The 16,625-nt window shown below is 69.2% G+C and carries 15 protein-coding genes; 1 reads left to right on the plus strand and 14 read right to left on the minus strand.

All coding sequences use genetic code 11. The features are described 5' to 3' along the window. The 5 genes from BUQ68_RS11120 to BUQ68_RS11140 form a co-directional block, all read right to left on the minus strand. Entirely contained in the window at positions 1–1,005 is a 1,005-nt protein-coding gene (locus BUQ68_RS11120) for a glycoside hydrolase family protein (protein WP_075216015.1), read from the minus strand. 68 nt (positions 1,006–1,073) lie between these two features. Further along, positions 1,074–1,916, minus strand: coding sequence for a carbohydrate ABC transporter permease (locus BUQ68_RS11125; protein ID WP_075216016.1), 843 nt, complete (start codon positions 1,914–1,916; stop codon positions 1,074–1,076). Further along, positions 1,913–2,764 carry a carbohydrate ABC transporter permease gene (locus BUQ68_RS11130; RefSeq protein WP_245293230.1) on the minus strand — a complete coding sequence of 284 codons (852 nt, stop codon included), beginning with the start codon at positions 2,762–2,764 and terminating at the stop codon, positions 1,913–1,915. Before BUQ68_RS11130 ends, BUQ68_RS11125 begins: the two co-directional genes overlap by 4 nt. Positions 2,765–2,986: 222 nt before the next feature. Then, entirely contained in the window at positions 2,987–4,306 is a 1,320-nt protein-coding gene (locus BUQ68_RS11135; protein ID WP_245293222.1) for an ABC transporter substrate-binding protein, read from the minus strand. Between the two features lie 68 nt (positions 4,307–4,374). Next, positions 4,375–5,400: a LacI family DNA-binding transcriptional regulator gene (locus BUQ68_RS11140; RefSeq protein ID WP_075216145.1), complete on the minus strand. Its 1,026-nt coding sequence runs from the start codon at positions 5,398–5,400 to the stop codon at positions 4,375–4,377. Positions 5,401–5,833: 433 nt separating this feature from the next. On the opposite strand from BUQ68_RS11140, the gene BUQ68_RS11145 reads away from it, so the two are divergent. Then, positions 5,834–6,835, plus strand: a complete 1,002-nt coding sequence (locus tag BUQ68_RS11145; protein ID WP_075216018.1) for an ABC transporter substrate-binding protein — start codon at positions 5,834–5,836, stop codon at positions 6,833–6,835. A 75-nt stretch (positions 6,836–6,910) separates the two neighbouring features. On the opposite strand, the gene BUQ68_RS11150 is transcribed toward BUQ68_RS11145, so the two are convergent. The 9 genes from BUQ68_RS11150 to BUQ68_RS11190 form a co-directional block, all read right to left on the minus strand. Beyond that, positions 6,911–7,726, minus strand: a complete 816-nt coding sequence (locus tag BUQ68_RS11150; RefSeq protein WP_075216019.1) for an MBL fold metallo-hydrolase — start codon at positions 7,724–7,726, stop codon at positions 6,911–6,913. Then, positions 7,723–8,514: a TatD family hydrolase gene (locus BUQ68_RS11155; RefSeq protein WP_075216020.1), complete on the minus strand. Its 792-nt coding sequence runs from the start codon at positions 8,512–8,514 to the stop codon at positions 7,723–7,725. The genes BUQ68_RS11150 and BUQ68_RS11155 overlap by 4 nt, the downstream gene beginning before the upstream one ends. A gap of 136 nt (positions 8,515–8,650) precedes the next feature. Further along, positions 8,651–10,201 (minus strand): methionine--tRNA ligase, encoded by a 1,551-nt coding sequence (gene metG / locus BUQ68_RS11160; protein WP_083656492.1) that lies wholly within the window; start codon positions 10,199–10,201, stop codon positions 8,651–8,653. A 35-nt stretch (positions 10,202–10,236) separates the two neighbouring features. Beyond that, entirely contained in the window at positions 10,237–11,289 is a 1,053-nt protein-coding gene (locus BUQ68_RS11165; RefSeq protein ID WP_083656493.1) for a DNA polymerase III subunit delta', read from the minus strand. A gap of 3 nt (positions 11,290–11,292) precedes the next feature. Continuing rightward, positions 11,293–11,940: a dTMP kinase gene (gene tmk, locus BUQ68_RS11170; protein WP_075216022.1), complete on the minus strand. Its 648-nt coding sequence runs from the start codon at positions 11,938–11,940 to the stop codon at positions 11,293–11,295. A gap of 62 nt (positions 11,941–12,002) precedes the next feature. Then, a complete protein-coding gene (locus BUQ68_RS11175) occupies positions 12,003–13,151 on the minus strand; it encodes a D-alanyl-D-alanine carboxypeptidase family protein (protein ID WP_083656494.1) in 1,149 nt (382 codons plus the stop codon). 51 nt (positions 13,152–13,202) lie between these two features. Beyond that, complete coding sequence (locus tag BUQ68_RS23995; RefSeq protein ID WP_075216023.1) at positions 13,203–14,564, minus strand: septal ring lytic transglycosylase RlpA family protein; 1,362 nt, start codon at positions 14,562–14,564, stop codon at positions 13,203–13,205. A gap of 357 nt (positions 14,565–14,921) precedes the next feature. Next, complete coding sequence (locus BUQ68_RS11185; RefSeq protein ID WP_083656495.1) at positions 14,922–15,374, minus strand: hypothetical protein; 453 nt, start codon at positions 15,372–15,374, stop codon at positions 14,922–14,924. Between the two features lie 161 nt (positions 15,375–15,535). Beyond that, positions 15,536–16,624 (minus strand): glycosyltransferase family 4 protein, encoded by a 1,089-nt coding sequence (locus tag BUQ68_RS11190; RefSeq protein ID WP_075216024.1) that lies wholly within the window; start codon positions 16,622–16,624, stop codon positions 15,536–15,538. Position 16,625: the final 1 nt, after the last annotated feature.

Raw genomic sequence — 16,625 nt, forward strand, 5'->3', positions numbered from 1 at the left:
TCAGGCGATGTCGTCCGCCAGCGGGATGCCGTAGCGGCGCCCGTCGACCCGAAGCCGCCCGTCATCGAGGATGGTGACCGGCAGCGGGTCGGAGAGGCCGCCGACGAAGCGGCCCTCGGCGTCTAGATTCTCAAAGCCCATGAAGACGAGCGCGCCGTCCGGGGCCTCCGTGATGCGGCCCGCGTAGAGCCGGCCGACCGGGTCGCCCACCAGGAAGCGGTCCTCCGGCAAGCGCCAGGGGCCGAGCGGATCATCGGCCATCAGGTAGTGGGTGCCGGTGACGACGCCCGGCCGGCCGGTCGCCACATAGCCCGGCTCCATGTGCTCGTGCGCGAGGCAGAAGAGCATGTACCAGCGCCCGCCGCGCTCGAAGATCTGCGGCACCTCCATCTGGCCGTAGAGGCCGGGCGCGGCGATCGGCGGCTGAACGGTCCAGGATACGAGGTCCGGCGATGTCGCGTGGCCGACGACGCCGCGGCCGAACGCCGGGCCCTCCAGGCCGCGTGCCGTGAAGGCCATGTGCCAGAGATCGTCGCCGGGCACGCGGAAGATCCACGGGTCGCGCCAGGCCTGATCGTGCCAGAGCCCCGCCTCCAGCACCTCGTACCAGCGAGTGTCCACGTCGAGCAGCGGATTTTCCGGCAGCCGCGTGAAGGTGACGAGGTCGTCCGACACGGCCGCGCCGATCCGCTGCTTCAGCCCGTTCTCCGCCCGGCAGGTGCCCGTGTAGAAGAGCATCCACTGCCCGTCCGGACGGCGGATCACCGAGCCCGTCCAGGTGGTGTAGTCGTCGAATGCCGGGCCTTCCGAGGGGCTGAGCGCGGTCGGCAGCTCCTGCCAGTGGACGAGGTCCTGCGAGACCGCGTGGCCGATCGAGACGTTCCAGTGACGTAGGTCCGGATCGCCGATGGACCGCGGCGCATTGAGGAAGAACAGGTGATAGTCCGCCCCGTCGCGGACGATCCAGTAGTCCCAAACGAAGCGGTCGTCCGGACGGAAGGCCATTGCGTCTTTCCTCGAACCGGTCGGGGGAAGGGAGGGAGCGGTCGGTCCGAGGCCGCTCCCTCCCGCGTTCACTTCACTGCGCTCGCCACCACGGACTGGATGAACCAGCGCTGGAAGGCCAGGTAGAGCACCAGGATGGGCAGGCTCATCATCACCGAGAAGGCCATCAGGTCGCCCCAGGTGGGCGGCGGCGTGCCGAAGAACTGGGCGAGCGCCAGCGACACCGGCCGAACCTCCGGCCCGCGGGTGACCATCAGCGGCCAGAGATAGGCGTTCCAGTATTCAAGGCTCTGCAGGATGGCGACGGTGGCGATCACCGGGCCGGAGAGCGGCAGCGCGATCTTCCAATAGACCTGTGCCGGGGTCGCGCCCTCCACGTAGGCCGCCTCGTCGATGTCCTTCGGCAGCTTGGCGAAGAACTGGTAGAAGAGGAAGATCGAGAAGGGATGGGCGATGAAGGGCACGATCTGCGCCTGGTAGGTGTCGAGCCAGCCTACCCGGTTGACCATCAGGAGGAGCGGGATCGCCAGCGCCTCCATGGGGATGATGATCAGCGCCACGACGACGGCGAGCACCAGGTTCCGGCCGCGGAAGCGCAATCGCGACAGGGCGAAGGCCGCCGCCGAGTTGACGAAGATGCCCACCACGACGATCCAGCCCACCACGAAAACCGAGTTGAACAGGAAGCGCAGGAAGGGCTGGGTCTGCGAGGCCAGCACCTGGGCGTAGTTGGTCCACTCGGCCTCAAGCGGGTTGACCCAGAAGGCCGCCAGCGAGCCGATATCGAGGAGGATGCGGTTCTCGTCCCCCTTCAGCGACGTCGCCACCATGAGGGCTAGCGGGGCGAGCACGGTCAGCACCACCACGAGGGCGAGCGTCAGGATGACGAGACGTTCCGAGCGCGTGATCATGCGACCTCCCTGTCTTCCTTGAGGAAGACCCGCTGGCCGACCGAAATGGCGAGCACGACCAGGAAGAACACCACGGAGAGGGCTGCGGCGACGCCCACCTGTCCCTTGCGAAAGCCGGTCTCGTAGATGAGCCGCACCACCGTCTGGGTGGAGCCGAGTGGCCCGCCCTTGGTGAGAAGGTCCACCTGAGCGAACAGCTTCAGGGCCAGGATGGTGGTGGTGACGACGACGAAGATGTGGGTGTTCCTGAGGCCCGGCATGGTGACGGCCCAGAACTCCTGCCAGCGGCTCGCCCCGTCCACCCGCGCGGCTTCGTAGAGCTCCGGGTTGATGCCCTGGAGGCCGGCCAGATAGATGACCATCTGGAAGCCAAAGCCCTGCCAGACCGACACGAGCACGATGGAGGGCATCGCCAAAGCCGGATTGGCCAGCCAGTCGAAGCCCGGATGCGCGCCGAACGTCACCGCCTGGATGACGGCGTTGAAGAAGCCGTTGATCTGGAAGAGATTCGACCAGATCACCACGACCACCACCATGGTCAGCACGGTCGGCAGGAAGAAGATGCCGCGGAACACGTTGCGGGCCGGCAGGCGCGAGTTCACCAGCATGGCGGCACCGAGCGCCAGCGCCGACTGGAGGGGCACCACCAGAAGCGCAAAGGTGAAGGTGTTGCGGAAGGACTGCCAGAACTCCGCGTTACCGAAGAGCCGCAGGTAGTTGGAAAAGCCCTGGAAGCTCGTCGGCAGGTTCGGGTTCGGCACCAGCCGCTGGTTGGTGAAGGAGAGCCCGAGCGACAACAGGAACGGGGCGATGATGAAGACGAAGATCAGAAGGCCGGCCGGTGCCATGAGCACCAGCGCCGGTCTCGACTGATCGTGAAGGGATGATCGTTTCTTCGGCATGGAATGTTCCCGGGCAACGGGAGCGCGCCTTGGACCCGGCGAGGGTGCACGAAAGCAGCGCAGGCGCCCGGCTCCGACCGGCAACCGTCGAGTTCGTGCATGAGCGGAGGGTTCCCCGGGTCGGATGCCGACCCGGGTGCGTGTGCGATGGAGGCCCGGAGGCTCCGGTCAGTTGGCGGCGAACGGCGGGTAGCCGTCGTTGGCGGCGATGTCCTCGTCCACAGTGGCGGCAGCGGCGTCCAGCGCCGCCTTCGGGTCCGCGCCGTTGATCACGTCGTCCACCGCCTGGGCGAAGGCGGCGGTGATCACCGGATAGCCCGGGTGGGCCGGGCGCGGCATGGCGACCGTGTCGAGCTGCGTCACGTAGAGCGACAGGGCGCCGCCCTCCTTGAAGAGCTCCGAGGCGGCGGCGGCCGACTTGGTGCCCGGCACGGCGCCGTTCTGGTTGGTGATGGAGAGGATGTTCTCATCGCTCATCAGGAAGGCCAGCAGTTTGCCGGCCGCCTCCTGGTTGGTGCCGGCGGCCGGGATGCCCCAGGCCCAGGACCCCTGCCCGGTCACCACCTTGTCGCCGAACTTCGGCATCGGCAGCAGCAGCAGGTCGTCGCCGAGGGCGGCCTTGTGGGCGCCGTACTGCCAGTGGCCGACGAGCGAGATGGCGGCGGTCTTCTTGCCGTAGAAGGCGTCGTCGCCGGCGGAGGCCGGCACCACCCAGCCGTTCTTCACCCAGCCCTGCATGGCGGTCAGCGCCTTCACGGCTGCCTCGCCGTTCATGGCGCCCTCCGCCTTCCAGGGGGTGCGGCCGATCAGGTCGCCGCCGAACGACTGCACGATGGGCGAGAAACCGTAGGTGTACCACTCGCCCTTGCCGTAGTTGAGCTTCAGGTCGAGCGGGTATTCCACGCCCGCCGCCTTCAGCTTGGCGAGGGCGTCCTCGAACTCGGCGAGCGTCCAGGCATCCTCGACGCCGGTCGGGATGCGCACGCCGGCCTTCTCCAGCAGCGCCTTGGAGGCCCAGAGGCCGAGGCCGCTGTCGAACTGGCCGATGGCGTAGAGCTTGCCGTCCGGCGCGTAGGTGCCCTGGGACACGATGGACGGCAGGAGGTTGGCGACCACCGCCGGATCGACGAGGCCGTCGAGCGGGGCGAGGAAGCCGGACCACACGTAGTTGGCGTAGTTCGGGCCGTCGAAATCGAGGAGATCCGGCAGGCTGCCGGCGAGCGCCGCCGCCTGCACCTGCTCGGCGTAGGCGCCTTCCGGCAGCTGCACCAGTTCGGCCGTCATGTCCGGGTTGGCCTTGTTCCAGGCCTCGATCTGCGCCGCCACATTGGCGCTCTCGCCGTCGCCGCGCCCGCCGTGGTGCCAGACCTTCAGGGTAGCCGCCGAGACGCTGCCGAGCGACAGGGCCAGCAGGCCCGCCAGCAGGGCGCCACGGCCGACGGTGCGGACCACGGTCCGGCTGATGTTTGCATATGACATCGTTGTCATTCGTGTGTTCTCCTCTCCATGGACGACCGGCTCCTCCCGGTCCGTATTCGGCCGCGCGGGCGGCCGCCTTACCCGTCGATGGCGCGGCAGGACTGCCGTTCGACCAGCGGACACGGCACCAGGACCGGCGGCTCGATGCCGGCCTTGGCGCCGGGCGTGCCGGCGGACAGGGTCTCGATCGCGCGTCGACCGATCTCGAAATAGGGCAGTCCGACGGTGGTCAGCGCCGGCCTCAGCGTCTCGGCGATCACCGTCATGTCGTCGTAGCCCATGACGCTGAGGTCCTGCGGGATGGAAAGCCCCAGGCTTGCCGCCGCCGCGTAGATCTGCATGGCAATCTTGTCGTTGCCGCAAATGATGGCCGTCGGCCGGTCGGGGCGCGACAGCAGGTCCCGGCCCGCCTCGTAGGCCACGATGCGCTCGCTTTCGATCGGCCCGACGAAGCCCGGCCGGTCGAGTTCCGGGTCGAACGGCACGCCGACCTCCGCGAAGGCCGTGCGAAAGCCCGCTCCACGCAGCACCGAAGCGCGCAGGACCGGGTTCAGCGACACAATGCCGATCCGCCGGTGGCCGAGCGCCAGGAGGTGCGCCGCCTGCGTGTAGCCCCCGTGCTCATCGTCCGGCACGATGGCCGGGAAGCGGCCGCGCGGCGAAAAGCAGTTGGCCAGCACGATGGCGCCGCCGAACTCCGGGTCGCCGAGGTCGAGCGGCCGGTGGTACATGGTGGCGTAGACCACGCCGGAAACCTTGTGCGCCCGGAACATGCGCCAGACGTCGCGTTCCAGGTCCGCGTCCCCTTCCGTGTTGGCGATCAGGAGTGTGCGCCGGTCGCGCCGGAGCGAGTCCTGGGCGCCGCGGACGATGTCCACCGAATAGGGTGTCGTCGCCACCACGTCCGTCATCAGGCCGACGACGCTCGACGTGCCGGCCCGCATCATGCGGGCGGCGTGGTCGGGCACGTAGTCCAGCCGGCGGATCACCGCCAGGATGGCGTCTCGCGTCTCCGCGTTCACTGCCGGGTCGTCGTTGACCACGCGCGACACGGTCTTGGCCGACACACCGGCCTGTCTGGCGACATCCCGCAAGGTGACCACGCCCAAGTCCTCCCTCTCGCTGATCTTGTTGCCGAAAGAGGCCGTTGAAGGCCCCTCCTGGTCGAACAGTCGAGTGACAACGTTGTCATTAGCAGGATTAGTCCCAAGCGCCGGGCGAGTCAAGGCATTCTCGACCTTGTTGGAATTGTCATGCTAATCCGGCGCGCTGCTCTCTTCGGCCAACAGGGTGGCGCGCTTTTGCGGCGTCGACGGAAGGGGAAAATTTCCCGAGATGCGTGACATGAACGAAATTTAAGGCGGCCGCGTCCCCTCGCGCCATTGCCCGCGTGGGCGACCGCTCCTACGGTCTGCCCCGATCGACAGCACGAACTCCGGGCGACCACCGGCCATTTAGGGCCTTCCGGTCAAGGGGTTCGATGAAGACAAAAGGCGGCCCGGGGGGCCGACCTCTTCGACAAGGGAGGCGGATGCGATGACGTTCACAGTGGACAAGCGGCAGTTTCTGGGTCTGGTCGCCGGTGCCGGCGCGGCCCTCGCGGTGCGCCCGGCCCGGGCGGCGGCGACCACCATCCGGTCGGCGGTGCTGAAGACCGGCACCGTGAACTGGGAGATGAACGTCATCCGCCACCATGGGCTCGACGCCAAGCACGGCTTCGCGCTCGACCTGATCGAGGTAGCCAACAACGAGGCGACCCGCATCGCCCTCCAGGCCGGCGAAGTCGACCTCATCACCTCGGACTGGCTGCTGGTGGCGCGCGAGCGCGGCGAAGGTACCGACCTCACCTTCGTGCCGTTCTCCTCGTCGGTCGGCTCGATCATGGTGCCGGGCGACAGCCCCATCAAGACGCTCGGCGACCTCAAGGGCAAGTCGATCGGCGTCGCCGGCGGCCCGCTCGACAAGAACTGGCTGCTCCTCCAGGGCATGGCCGCGCGCGATTTCGGCATCGACCTTGCCAAGGACTCCTCGCCGTCCTTCGGCGCCCCGCCGCTCCTGTCGGAGAAGCTGGAGACCGGCGAACTCGATGCCGCCCTCCTCTTCTGGAATTTCTGCGCCCGCCTGGAGCCGAAGGGTTTCCGCTACCTGATCGGCGGCGAGGACGCGGCCATTGCCATGGGGGCGACCGGCCCGATCTCGGCGGTCGGCTACACCTTCACGGAGACCTGGGCCAACGCCAACCTCGACGTCGCCCGCGGCTTCGTCGCCGCCTCGCGCGAGGCCAAGGAGATCATGAAGACCTCCGACGCCGAGTGGGACCGCCTGCGTCCGGAGATGCAGGGGGCCAAGGAAGACGCGGCCTTCATCGCGCTCCGCGACCGCTTCCGCGAGGGCATTCCGACCCGGCCGATCGGCGAGGAGGAGCGGGACGCCGCGGTCATCTTCAAGGTGCTGGCGGACCTCGGCGGCGAAAAGCTGGTCGGCAAGGCCACCACCTTCCCGGACGGCACCTACTGGAACGAACTGCCGCGCGCCTGAGCGGGGTTCACGCCTGTTCGCTCGTCAAGGCCCCGCCCCCGCGCGGGGCCTTTTGCCATCCGGGGGCCCCAGCGCTCATCCTGCCGGCAACTCGATCACCAGGCCGTCGTAGCCGGGCTCCACGTTGGCCGGCAGCTTGGCCATCAGGGCGTTGTAGTCGAGGTCGATGTGCATGTGGGTGAGGATGGTGCGCTTCGGCGCCAGCACCTGGGAAAGCACCAGCGCCTCGTCCAGCGAGAAATGGCTCGGGTGCGGCGTATAGCGGAGCGCGTCGACGATCAGCACGTCGAGGTCGCGGAGAAGCGGCGCCGACTCGTCCGGCATGGCGCTCACATCCGACGAATAGGCGAGCGTCCCGATCCGGAAGCCCAGGCTGCGGATGTCGCCATGGGCCTGGTCGTAGGGCAGAAGATCGATCGGCCCACCCGGCCCGTCGATCGAGAAGGAATGCCAGGGCTTGATGGTGTGGGCGGCGCAGATCGGCGGATAGCTCGATCCCGCCGGGGTTCGGAAGCAGTAGCCGAAGCCCTCCATCAGCCGGTCCATGGTGACGGCGTCGGCATAGACGTCCACCCGCCGGCGGCGGTTCAGCACGAAGGCACGAAGGTCGTCGATGCCGTGGATGTGGTCCGCGTGCGCATGTGTGTAGACCACGCCGTCGGCCCAGGAGACGTCCGCGTCGAGCATCTGGTCGCGGAAGTCCGGGCCGGTGTCGATCACCACCACGGTCCTCGCCCCGTCCGGCCGGATCCGCTCCACCAGGAGGGAGGCGCGCCGCCGCCGGTTCTTCGGCTCGCGCGGATCGCAGGCGCCCCAGTCGTTGCCGATGCGCGGCACGCCGGGCGAGGATCCGCAGCCAAGGATCGTGAACCGGAGGACGGCGTCCGTCATGCGGCGGGCGGTCCTTTCGGCACCTTGGCGAACAGCCGGTGGAAGTTCTCCGTGGTCGCCGCCGCGATGGCGGCCGGGTCGAGGCCCTTCACCTCCCCCAGCACCTTGGCGGTGTGGGCCACGTAGGCGGGCTCGTTGCGCTTGCCGCGCCAGGGTTGCGGCGCCAGATAGGGCGCGTCGGTCTCCACCAGCAGCCGGTCGAGCGGCACGTCGGCGGCGATCGCCCGCAGTTCCTCCGACCGCTTGAAGGTGAGGATGCCGGAGAAGGAGACATAAAGCCCGAGGTCCACCCCCACTTCCATCAGCCGCCGGCCGGACGAGAAGCAATGGAGGAGCGCGGGGAACGCGCCCGCCGCCATCTCGTCCTTCAGGATGGCGGCCATGTCGTCGTCGGCGTCACGGGCATGGATGACGAGCGGCAGGCCGGTCCGGCGCGCCGCCTCGATGTGGCGGCGAAGGCCGGTCGCCTGGGCCTCGCGGGGTGCGCTGTCGTAGAAATAGTCGAGTCCCGCCTCCCCGATCGCCACGCATTTGGGATGGGCGGAGAGGCGGACGACGTCGTCCGCCGTCACGTCCAGCTCCTCGCCCGCGTTGTGCGGATGGGTGCCGACCGAGCAATAGACCTGCGGATGGGCCTCGGCGAGGGCGCGGATCTGGTCGAACCGGTGGACGCGGGTGCTGATGGTCACCATCAACCCGACGCCCGCGGCCTCGGCCCGGGCGATCAGCCCGGGGACGTCGTCCGCGAAGTCCGGAAAGTCCAGGTGACAGTGGCTGTCGACGAGCATCGAGTCCGGGGTTCCCTCGTGAAAAGCCGGCGTTCCTCCCGACATAGCGGCAGGGGCATGCCCTGTCGAGGGCATGGGGGCGCGGCCTGATGCGGTGCGGCATGCGCCGACGGCACGGGTGCCGCCGGCGTCGCGGTCATTCCGCCGAGGGCTTGTCCTCGACGTAGCGCGGGAAGATGCCGGCCGGAGCCGGCAGCGCGGCGCCGCCCGCCAGACGGCCAGCCGGGCCGAGCCGGTCGAAGCCGCGCGCGTCCGCCGGGATCGCCAGGAGATCGAGGAGCTTGGCCATGCTCTCCGGCATCACCGGCTGGGCCAGGATCGCCACCTGCCGCAGCACCTCGGCCGTCACCCAGAGGATGGTGCCGAAGCGGACCTCGTCGGTCTTGCGCACCGCCCACGGGGCCTCGGCCGCGAAATATCGATTGGCGTCCGCCACCACGGCCCAGACGGCGTTGAGCGCCTGATGGATCTGCTGCTTGCCGATCGCCTCGCGGCAGAGGGGCAGCAGCGCGTCGGTGGCGGCCAGGATGGTCCGGTCCGCCTCGGAGAGGTCGGCGGGGGCCGGCAGCACGCCGTTGAGGTTCTTGGCGATCATCGAGAGCGACCGCTGGGCCAGGTTGCCGAGATCGTTGGCGAGATCGGCATTCATCCTGGCGACGATCGCTTCGTGGCTATAGTTGCCGTCGTGCCCGAACGGCACTTCGCGGAGGAAGAAATACCGCACGGGATCAAGCCCATAGGTATCCACCAGCTCCTTCGGCCCGACCACGTTGCCGACCGACTTCGACATCTTCTCGCCGCGGTTGAACAGGAAGCCGTGGGCGTAGACGCGCTTCGGCACCGGCAGGCCGGCCGACATCAGGAAGGCCGGCCAGTAGACCGTGTGGAAGCGCACGATGTCCTTGCCGATGATGTGCACCGCCGGCCAGAAGCGCGCGAAAAGATCAGCCTCCACATCGGGATAGCCGAGCGCGGTGATGTAGTTGGTGAGCGCGTCGACCCACACGTACATCACGTGCCGCTCGTCGCCCGGCACCGGGATGCCCCAGTCGAACGTGGTGCGCGAGATGGAGAGGTCCTTTAGCCCGCCCTTGACGAAGCTCACCACTTCGTTGCGCCGTTCGTCCGGCCCGATGAAGTCCGGATGAGCCTCGTAGTAGGCGAGAAGCCGGTCGGTGTAGTCGGACAGGCGGAAGAAGTAGCTCTCCTCCTCCACCCAGTCGACAGGCGTGCCCTGGGGTCCGTAGCGCACGCCGTCGGCGCGCACTTCGGTCTCGCTCTCCTGGTAAAAGGCCTCGTCGCGGACCGAGTACCACCCGGCGTAGCTGTCCAGGTAGATGTCCCCGTTCGCCCTCATGGCCTCCCAGATGGCCTGGCTCGCGCGCTTGTGCCGCGCCTCCGTGGTGCGGATGAAGTCGTCGTGGGAGAGGCCGAGCAGGCGGGCCATGTCCTGGAAGAGGGCGCTGTTGCGGTCCGCGAGGTCGCGCGGGGAGATCCCCTCGCGGCGGGCCGTCTGCAGCATCTTGATGCCGTGCTCGTCGGTGCCGGTGAGGAAACGGACGTCATACCCGTCGAGCCGCATGAACCGGGCGATCGCATCGGTCGCCATCGCCTCGTAGGCGTGGCCGATGTGGGGAGCCCCGTTCGGATAGCTAATCGCCGTGGTGATGAAGAACGTCGGTTTCATGGAGGTCCGTTTCTGGTCTGAGCGACCGGGCATACTCAACTTCTCACCGTCTCCGCAAGGCTTTGAAGCATGGCGATGACCGCCTGCTTGCGGTCGAGGTTGAGGCCGTTCGTCTCCGCCTCGATGCGGTTCACCTTATCCCAACCGTCGGCGAAACGCCGCGCCGACACGTCGCGCTGATCCACCGCCGCGCGCATGCGGGTGCGCAGCCACGTGCGGGCGAAGTCGGCGACGAGGCCGAGGTTGTCGTCGTTGCGCCGGCCGCTCGCAAGTTCCGCGAACCGGTGCAACGGCTTGCGCGGCAGCGCCGGCAGCGCGTCGGCAAGCGTCCGGAAGGCGCCGTAGAGGGCGAGGCCGTCGTTCTCCAGGCATTCCACCGCCCGCCGCACGCTGCCCTCGGCGATCGCCGCCAGCAACGGCCGCCCGTCCGGATCCACCTCCAGCCCGAGGGTGTCGAGCGCGCGGCCGAGGTCGTCGCCGCCGAGCGGCGAGAGCGGCAGCCGCCGGCAGCGGCTGCGGATGGTCGGCAGGAGGCTGCCCGGCGCGTGGCTGAGCACCAGGAACATGGCGCGGTTCGGCGGCTCCTCCAGCATTTTCAGGAGGGCATTGGCGGCGCTGGCGTTCATGTCGTCCGCCGCGTCCACGATGGCGATCCGGTACCCGCGGCTGCCGGCGGACGTGCCGAAGAAGGAGACGGAGCGGCGCACCTCCTCCACCGTCAGCACGGTCTTCAGCTTCTTGTCCTTGTCGTCCCATGGGCGGCGGAGATGCAGCACGTTCGGATGCGCCCCGGTCGCCACCTGGGCGGTGACGCGCGGATCGGCCGGCAGCAGGCCCGCCTCCGGCGGCGGCGCGGCCTCCGGATCCGGATGGGAGAGCGCGAAACGGGCGAAGCGGAAAGCGAGCGTCGCCTTGCCGATGCCCTTCGGTCCGGCGATCAGGAAGGCGTGGTGCATGCGACCGCTGCAATAGGTCTCGTGCAGCGTCCGCGCCGCCTCGTCATGGCCGATCAGCGCGGTCTGCTCGCGCGGCAGCGGCAGGCCCTCGATCCAGTCCGCCTCCTGGCTGTGATCCACCAGTTCGGCCACGGGTCACGCCTCGGTCGGCAGCACGATGCCCAGCCGGTCGGACACGGCGGCGAGCACCGCGCCGGCGACCGCGTTCGGGTCGTCCGTTCCGTCGACGACCACGCAGCGGGTCGGCTCCCAGGCGGCGAGCGCCAGGAAGCCGGCGCGCCGCGCCTCGTGCACGGCCACCTCGTCCGCCTCGAACCGGTCCGCCGAAAGGCCGGACCGGGCACGGACGCGGCCGAGGCCGACTGCCACCGGCACGTCGATGATGACGGTGAGGTCCGGCCGGGTGTCGCCCACGGCGGCCGCCTCGATCCGGTCGATGACGGCGGCGTCGAGCGTGCCGGCAGTGCCCTGGTAGACGCGGGTCGAATCCATGAAGCGGTCGCAGATCACGAAGTCGCCTCGGGCGAGCGCCGGCCGGATGGTCTCCTCCAGATGGTCGATGCGCGCGGCGGCGAACAGATAGGCCTCGCCGAGCGTGCCGAGCGGCTTCGCCCGGCCGGAGAGGAGCAGCCCGCGGATCGCCTCCGCGGTCGGCGAACCGCCGGGCTCGCGCGTGGTCACCACCTGATGGCCGACCGACTGCAGCGCGGTCGAAAGCAGGCGGACCTGGGTGGACTTGCCGGCCCCCTCCCCGCCCTCGAAAGTGATGAAGCGTCCGCGCACGTGTCGTTTCCTGCCGATCGGATACCCGGGCCAGTCCCGCTTCTGTCTAGCACAGACCGTGGTTACCACCAGCCAAGAAGCAGTTCGCCGAGGCCGTCGCGGGCCCGGTCCTTGAGATCGCCGACCGCCACGTCCGCCGCCGCGATCAGCGGCACGGTCTGGTACACCCGGTCGTCCACCCGGATCTCCAGCGCCGCCACGGTCTCGCCCTTCCTGACCGGCGCCCGCACCGGCCCGGTGTAGACGACCCGCGCCCGGAAGGCGTCGCGGTTGCCGTTCGGCAAGGTGGCTTGCACGGGCCCCGCGCCGGTCACCGGAACGCGCGTCGCCACGCCGCCGAACACCCGGACGGTCGCGATCACCTGGTCGGGCGGAAACAGCGTGACGCGGGTGAAGTCCGCGAACGCGCCGTTGACGAGGGCGCGGATGTCGCCGTCCCGCTGGGAGATGCTGGTATAGCCGCTCGCCGCCACCAGCATCCGCCGTCCGTCCCGCACCACCGAGACGACGGCGCCGAAGCCGTCGCTCTCGTCGTAGGCAAAGATCAGGCCCTCGGTGCCGGGAAGGTCGCGGAGATAGGCCGTCTTGTTGAGCTGGCGGATCTTGTTCCACTCGAACTCGGCCAGCGCGTAGAGCGCGTAGTAGGCCGGATGCCGGGTGCGGACGTGGTCGACCAGCCGGGCGACGTCGCGAAGCGACGTGCGCGCCTCCGGGTCCGGGTAGCCGGTCGGGTTCATGAAGCGGCTGTCCGTCATCCGAAGCGACTGGGCGAGCGCGTTCATCCGGACGGCGAAATCCGCCTCCGAACCGGCGATGCCCTCGGCCAGCACGATGGCGGCGTCATTGGCGTAGGAGACGAGGAGCCCGCGGATCAGATCGCCCACCGACACCTCGGACTTCACCGCCGCGAACATGGTGGTAACCCGGGCCGGCGCGCCGCCGGTGCGCCAGGCGTGCTCGCTGACGCGGAAGGTGGTCGCCTCGGAAATCTCGCCGGCCGTCAGCGCCTCGAACACCACCGCCGCCGTCGCAAGCTTCGCGAAATTCGCCGGTGCGAAGGTGCGGTCGGGCCGCTTTTCGTAAAGGACGGAGCCGGTGTCGGATTCAATGACCAGCGCGCGGGGAGCGGCCGATTCGAGCGCGACGGCGCACGCCGGCGCCCCGAGGGCACCGATCAGCAGGCAGCCGAGGAAAACGATCCACCGCATCATGAGGAACCTGGGTCCGTTCGGCCGGCCTCGGCCGATCCGGACCCGCAAGGGTCAGCGGCCGATCACCCGGGCGCCGCGGGCACCGGCCCGCTCGGCGGCCGCCACGGCCTCGAGCGGCGAAAGGCCTTCGACAAGCGCGGCGATCCGCACGCGCTTCATGGCCGCGCCGGAGACGACCACGTCCTCCACCGTCACGGTGCCGACGCCGCGAAGCGCGGCCGCGATCCGCTCGGCGTTGGCCGGGTTGGAGAAGATGCCGACGTCGACGAGCGCGCCCTGGGCAGCCGCCCCGCCGGCAGACGTCGCCGTCTTGTTGGACAGGCGGGCGAGACCGGACGCAAGGTCCGACAGCGCGACGCCGGAGCCGACGGCGTCCACCGCCGCATAGGCCTGGTCCACACGCTCGGCCGCATAGGACGACCGGGCGGGCGCCGCTTCCGGCACCGGCGCCGTGAGCGCATCGGTCGGGTCGAAGGCCGCGGGTGTCGGCTGGTAGGCGGCGGGCTGCGCGCCGACCGAGAACGAGGCTTCCGTGAAGCCGACCGAGGCGGCGGCGGACAGCCCGGGAGCCGTCTGGGCCGGCGCCTGCAGCGACGCCACCTGCACCGGCGCGGCGGTCGACCAGACGTCGGCCGGGTCCACGGACGCGACCACGATATAGGCCTCGTCGGCAAGCACCGGGCGCGGCGTCGGCGCAATGGCCGCGATCACCGGATAGGTCGGCGCGGACACGGCCGGCGCTGCCGGGGCGGCGGGCTTGGCCGTCGACTTCGCGGCGGTGGCGGTGCCGCTCGTGAGACGGGAGGCTACGCGGGAGGCGAGGCCCGGCAGGCCGAAGCTACTGCCGGTGTCAGCGGAAGCCACCATGGTTTCCGGCATGCCGACCGGGCCGAAGTCCTTCGGGCCCTGGTAGGACGCGAGCAGCATGCGGGTGTCGTCGCCGTCCTTCGGCGCCGGGCCCACATACTCCACCTTCACCTTGGCGATGCCGGCGCGGCGGATTCCGAGCATCTCGGCGGTGCGGCGCGACACATCCAGCACGCGGTTGCCGTGGAACGGCCCCCGGTCGTTGACGCGCACCATCACGCTGCGGCCGGTGGTCATGCTGGTGACCCGGGCGTAGGACGGCAGCGGCATGGTGGGATGGGCGGCGGACAGGTGGTCGGCGTCGTAGATCTCGCCGTTCGCCGTGTAGCGGCCGTGGAAGGCATCGCCGTACCAACTGGCGAGACCGACCTTCTCGTAATCCGGGTCGACGCGGGGCACATAGCGCTTGCCGGCGACCGTGTAGGGCTTGCCGACCATCTCGCGCCCGCCGCCCTTCGGCGGGGTCTGGCCCGGCTGGTAGACGCGCGGGCTGGCCGCAACGCCGTATTTGGGATCGATTTGCGGTTTGGCGGGTTTGGAAGACATGGCGGTCTGCGTGGTGGTTCCGCATCCCGCCAGACTGACGGACAGAACGACAGTCGCTGCGACCGTGGCGAGGAGACGTGCGACGGATCGATTGGCTTCGTCCGCCCGCGGTTGCTTCCGCCATACGCTCATGTCGAGTACCCTGACCTGCCGATGCGACCGCCGGGCACAAGACCGTTTCCGGAGGCGCCGCATAGCGCTCCGTCCGAGTCTGCGGGACCGGTGAAGCCGTCCCCACGGCGTCGCCAGTCCTATTGTCCGGATCTTCGTTAACGAATCCTGAAAGTCAGGTCCGTCATGCGCAAATCCGGCCCGATCGGGCACATCTGGTGTGAACCCCAGCGAGACGAACAGCCTTCACTGCCCAACCCGCGCTTCACCTTCTAACCCGTCATCGCGTTTCCAGTAAAGGGTGGTCTCGCCGATGCGCTCCAGAATGAAGCACTGTTTCTTCCCGTCGTACCACTCCTGCCATTGCTGACAGAGCTGATTGTCGGCGATCCACCACTTTCCCTGATCCTTGGGCGCCATGAAGCGGCCGAGCCCGAGCGCTTCGCCGGAGCCGTCGACCACCCCGTTGCGCTGGTAGAAGAGCGGAAACTCGCCGCCGAACGGCGTCTGGAGATAGATGCGCTTGCCCTCGATGGTGCGCTCGATCTCCTTGGACGAGAGCGGCGTCCGGTCGGCGAGGGCCGGGTCGGCGGTGGTGCTGTAGAGCGCGGCCGACAGGATGGCGAGAACCGCCCAACGGCTCGTGGCAGCAATTCGGGCCGTGCCGTTCTGGCACGGATGGCTGGGTTTTCGGTGCATGGGCGGCCTTTCGCGAACGAGTCTCGCCGCCCCCCGTGTCCGGCCCGGCGGCCGGTCCGCAGCGGTGCGGTCGGCCTGCTTACGCCCGAGCCTGCGGATCGGTTTACCGTGTTCGATGTCAAGACGACCCCTGCCCTCCCCGGCCGTACCGGGCAGCCCCTTCAGGACAGCAGGTAGTCCTCGAAGGCGCGGGCCGCGCGATCCCAGGTGAAGGTGTTGATGCGGGCCGTGCCGGCCACCTGGATGCGCCTGAGGAGCGCCGGATCCTCCGCCATCCGGCAGAGGTTGCGGTAGAGCCCGTCCGCGTCGCGCGGCGGGCAGAGGAGCGCGGTCTCCTCATCCACGGCATACTCCCGGAAGCCGTCCACGTCGGTCCCCACGAAGGCGCAGCCGCAGGCCATCGCCTCGGCGGGCGGCAGGCCCCAGCCTTCGCTGATGCTGGCGCCAAGATAGATCGTGTGGCCGTTGTAGAGTTCGTCCACCAGCATGTCCTGCGGCGGCTTCTCCACGAAGCGGATGAAATCCGGCACGTCCGCGCCGGCGGGCTCCGCCCCGAACAGGGTGATCGGCACCGACGGATAGCGGGCGTGGAAGCGCGTCAGCGCCTCCAGGGCGTAGGACACGCCCTTGAATTCGTAGGAGTGGTAGAGGCTGAGCACGCTGAGCGGCCGATCCTCCGGCGGACGGGTAATGCGGAAGCGGTCGAGGTCGAGCCCGTTGGTGATGTAGCGCATGTCGCCGCCGGGATCGAGCGTGCGGCCAAGCTCCTCCAGCCACTGGGAGATCACCACCTTGCGCAGCGGCAGCCGCCAGGTGTCGTCCACCGCCTCCTTCGGGCCGGCCCAGGTCTCGTAGTGCTGGATCAGGTAGTACTTTCGGCCCTTGGCGGGCGAAAGCGCGGCGACCGGATCGGCGGTCTGCCAGCCGGTCGCCACCACCGCGTCCGCATCCGGGATCCAGAGGTCGGAGACGCGTGGCGCGAGCCGGAGGCGCACGGCCGGATGGAAGTCGTGCCAGGGGATCAGCGGGCGGTGCTTCAGCCGCATCTTCAGCGGCCAGAGCACCTCCTTGACCGGCCGCAGCCGCGACGGCGGCCGCTCGCCCTCCAGGATCTGGCGCGGGAAGGCGACCGTCACCTGGTGGCCGTAGGCCGCGAGCTTGTCGGCATACTCGTAGACGATCCGGTAGCCGCCGACGGGGAAATCGACGAAGGACGGCAGGACGAAGGTGATCTTCAGCACGCGCGACATG

Origin of the sequence: Mongoliimonas terrestris, from assembly GCF_001927285.1 — a bacterium.
Taxonomy (GTDB): domain Bacteria; phylum Pseudomonadota; class Alphaproteobacteria; order Rhizobiales; family Pleomorphomonadaceae; genus Chthonobacter; species Chthonobacter terrestris.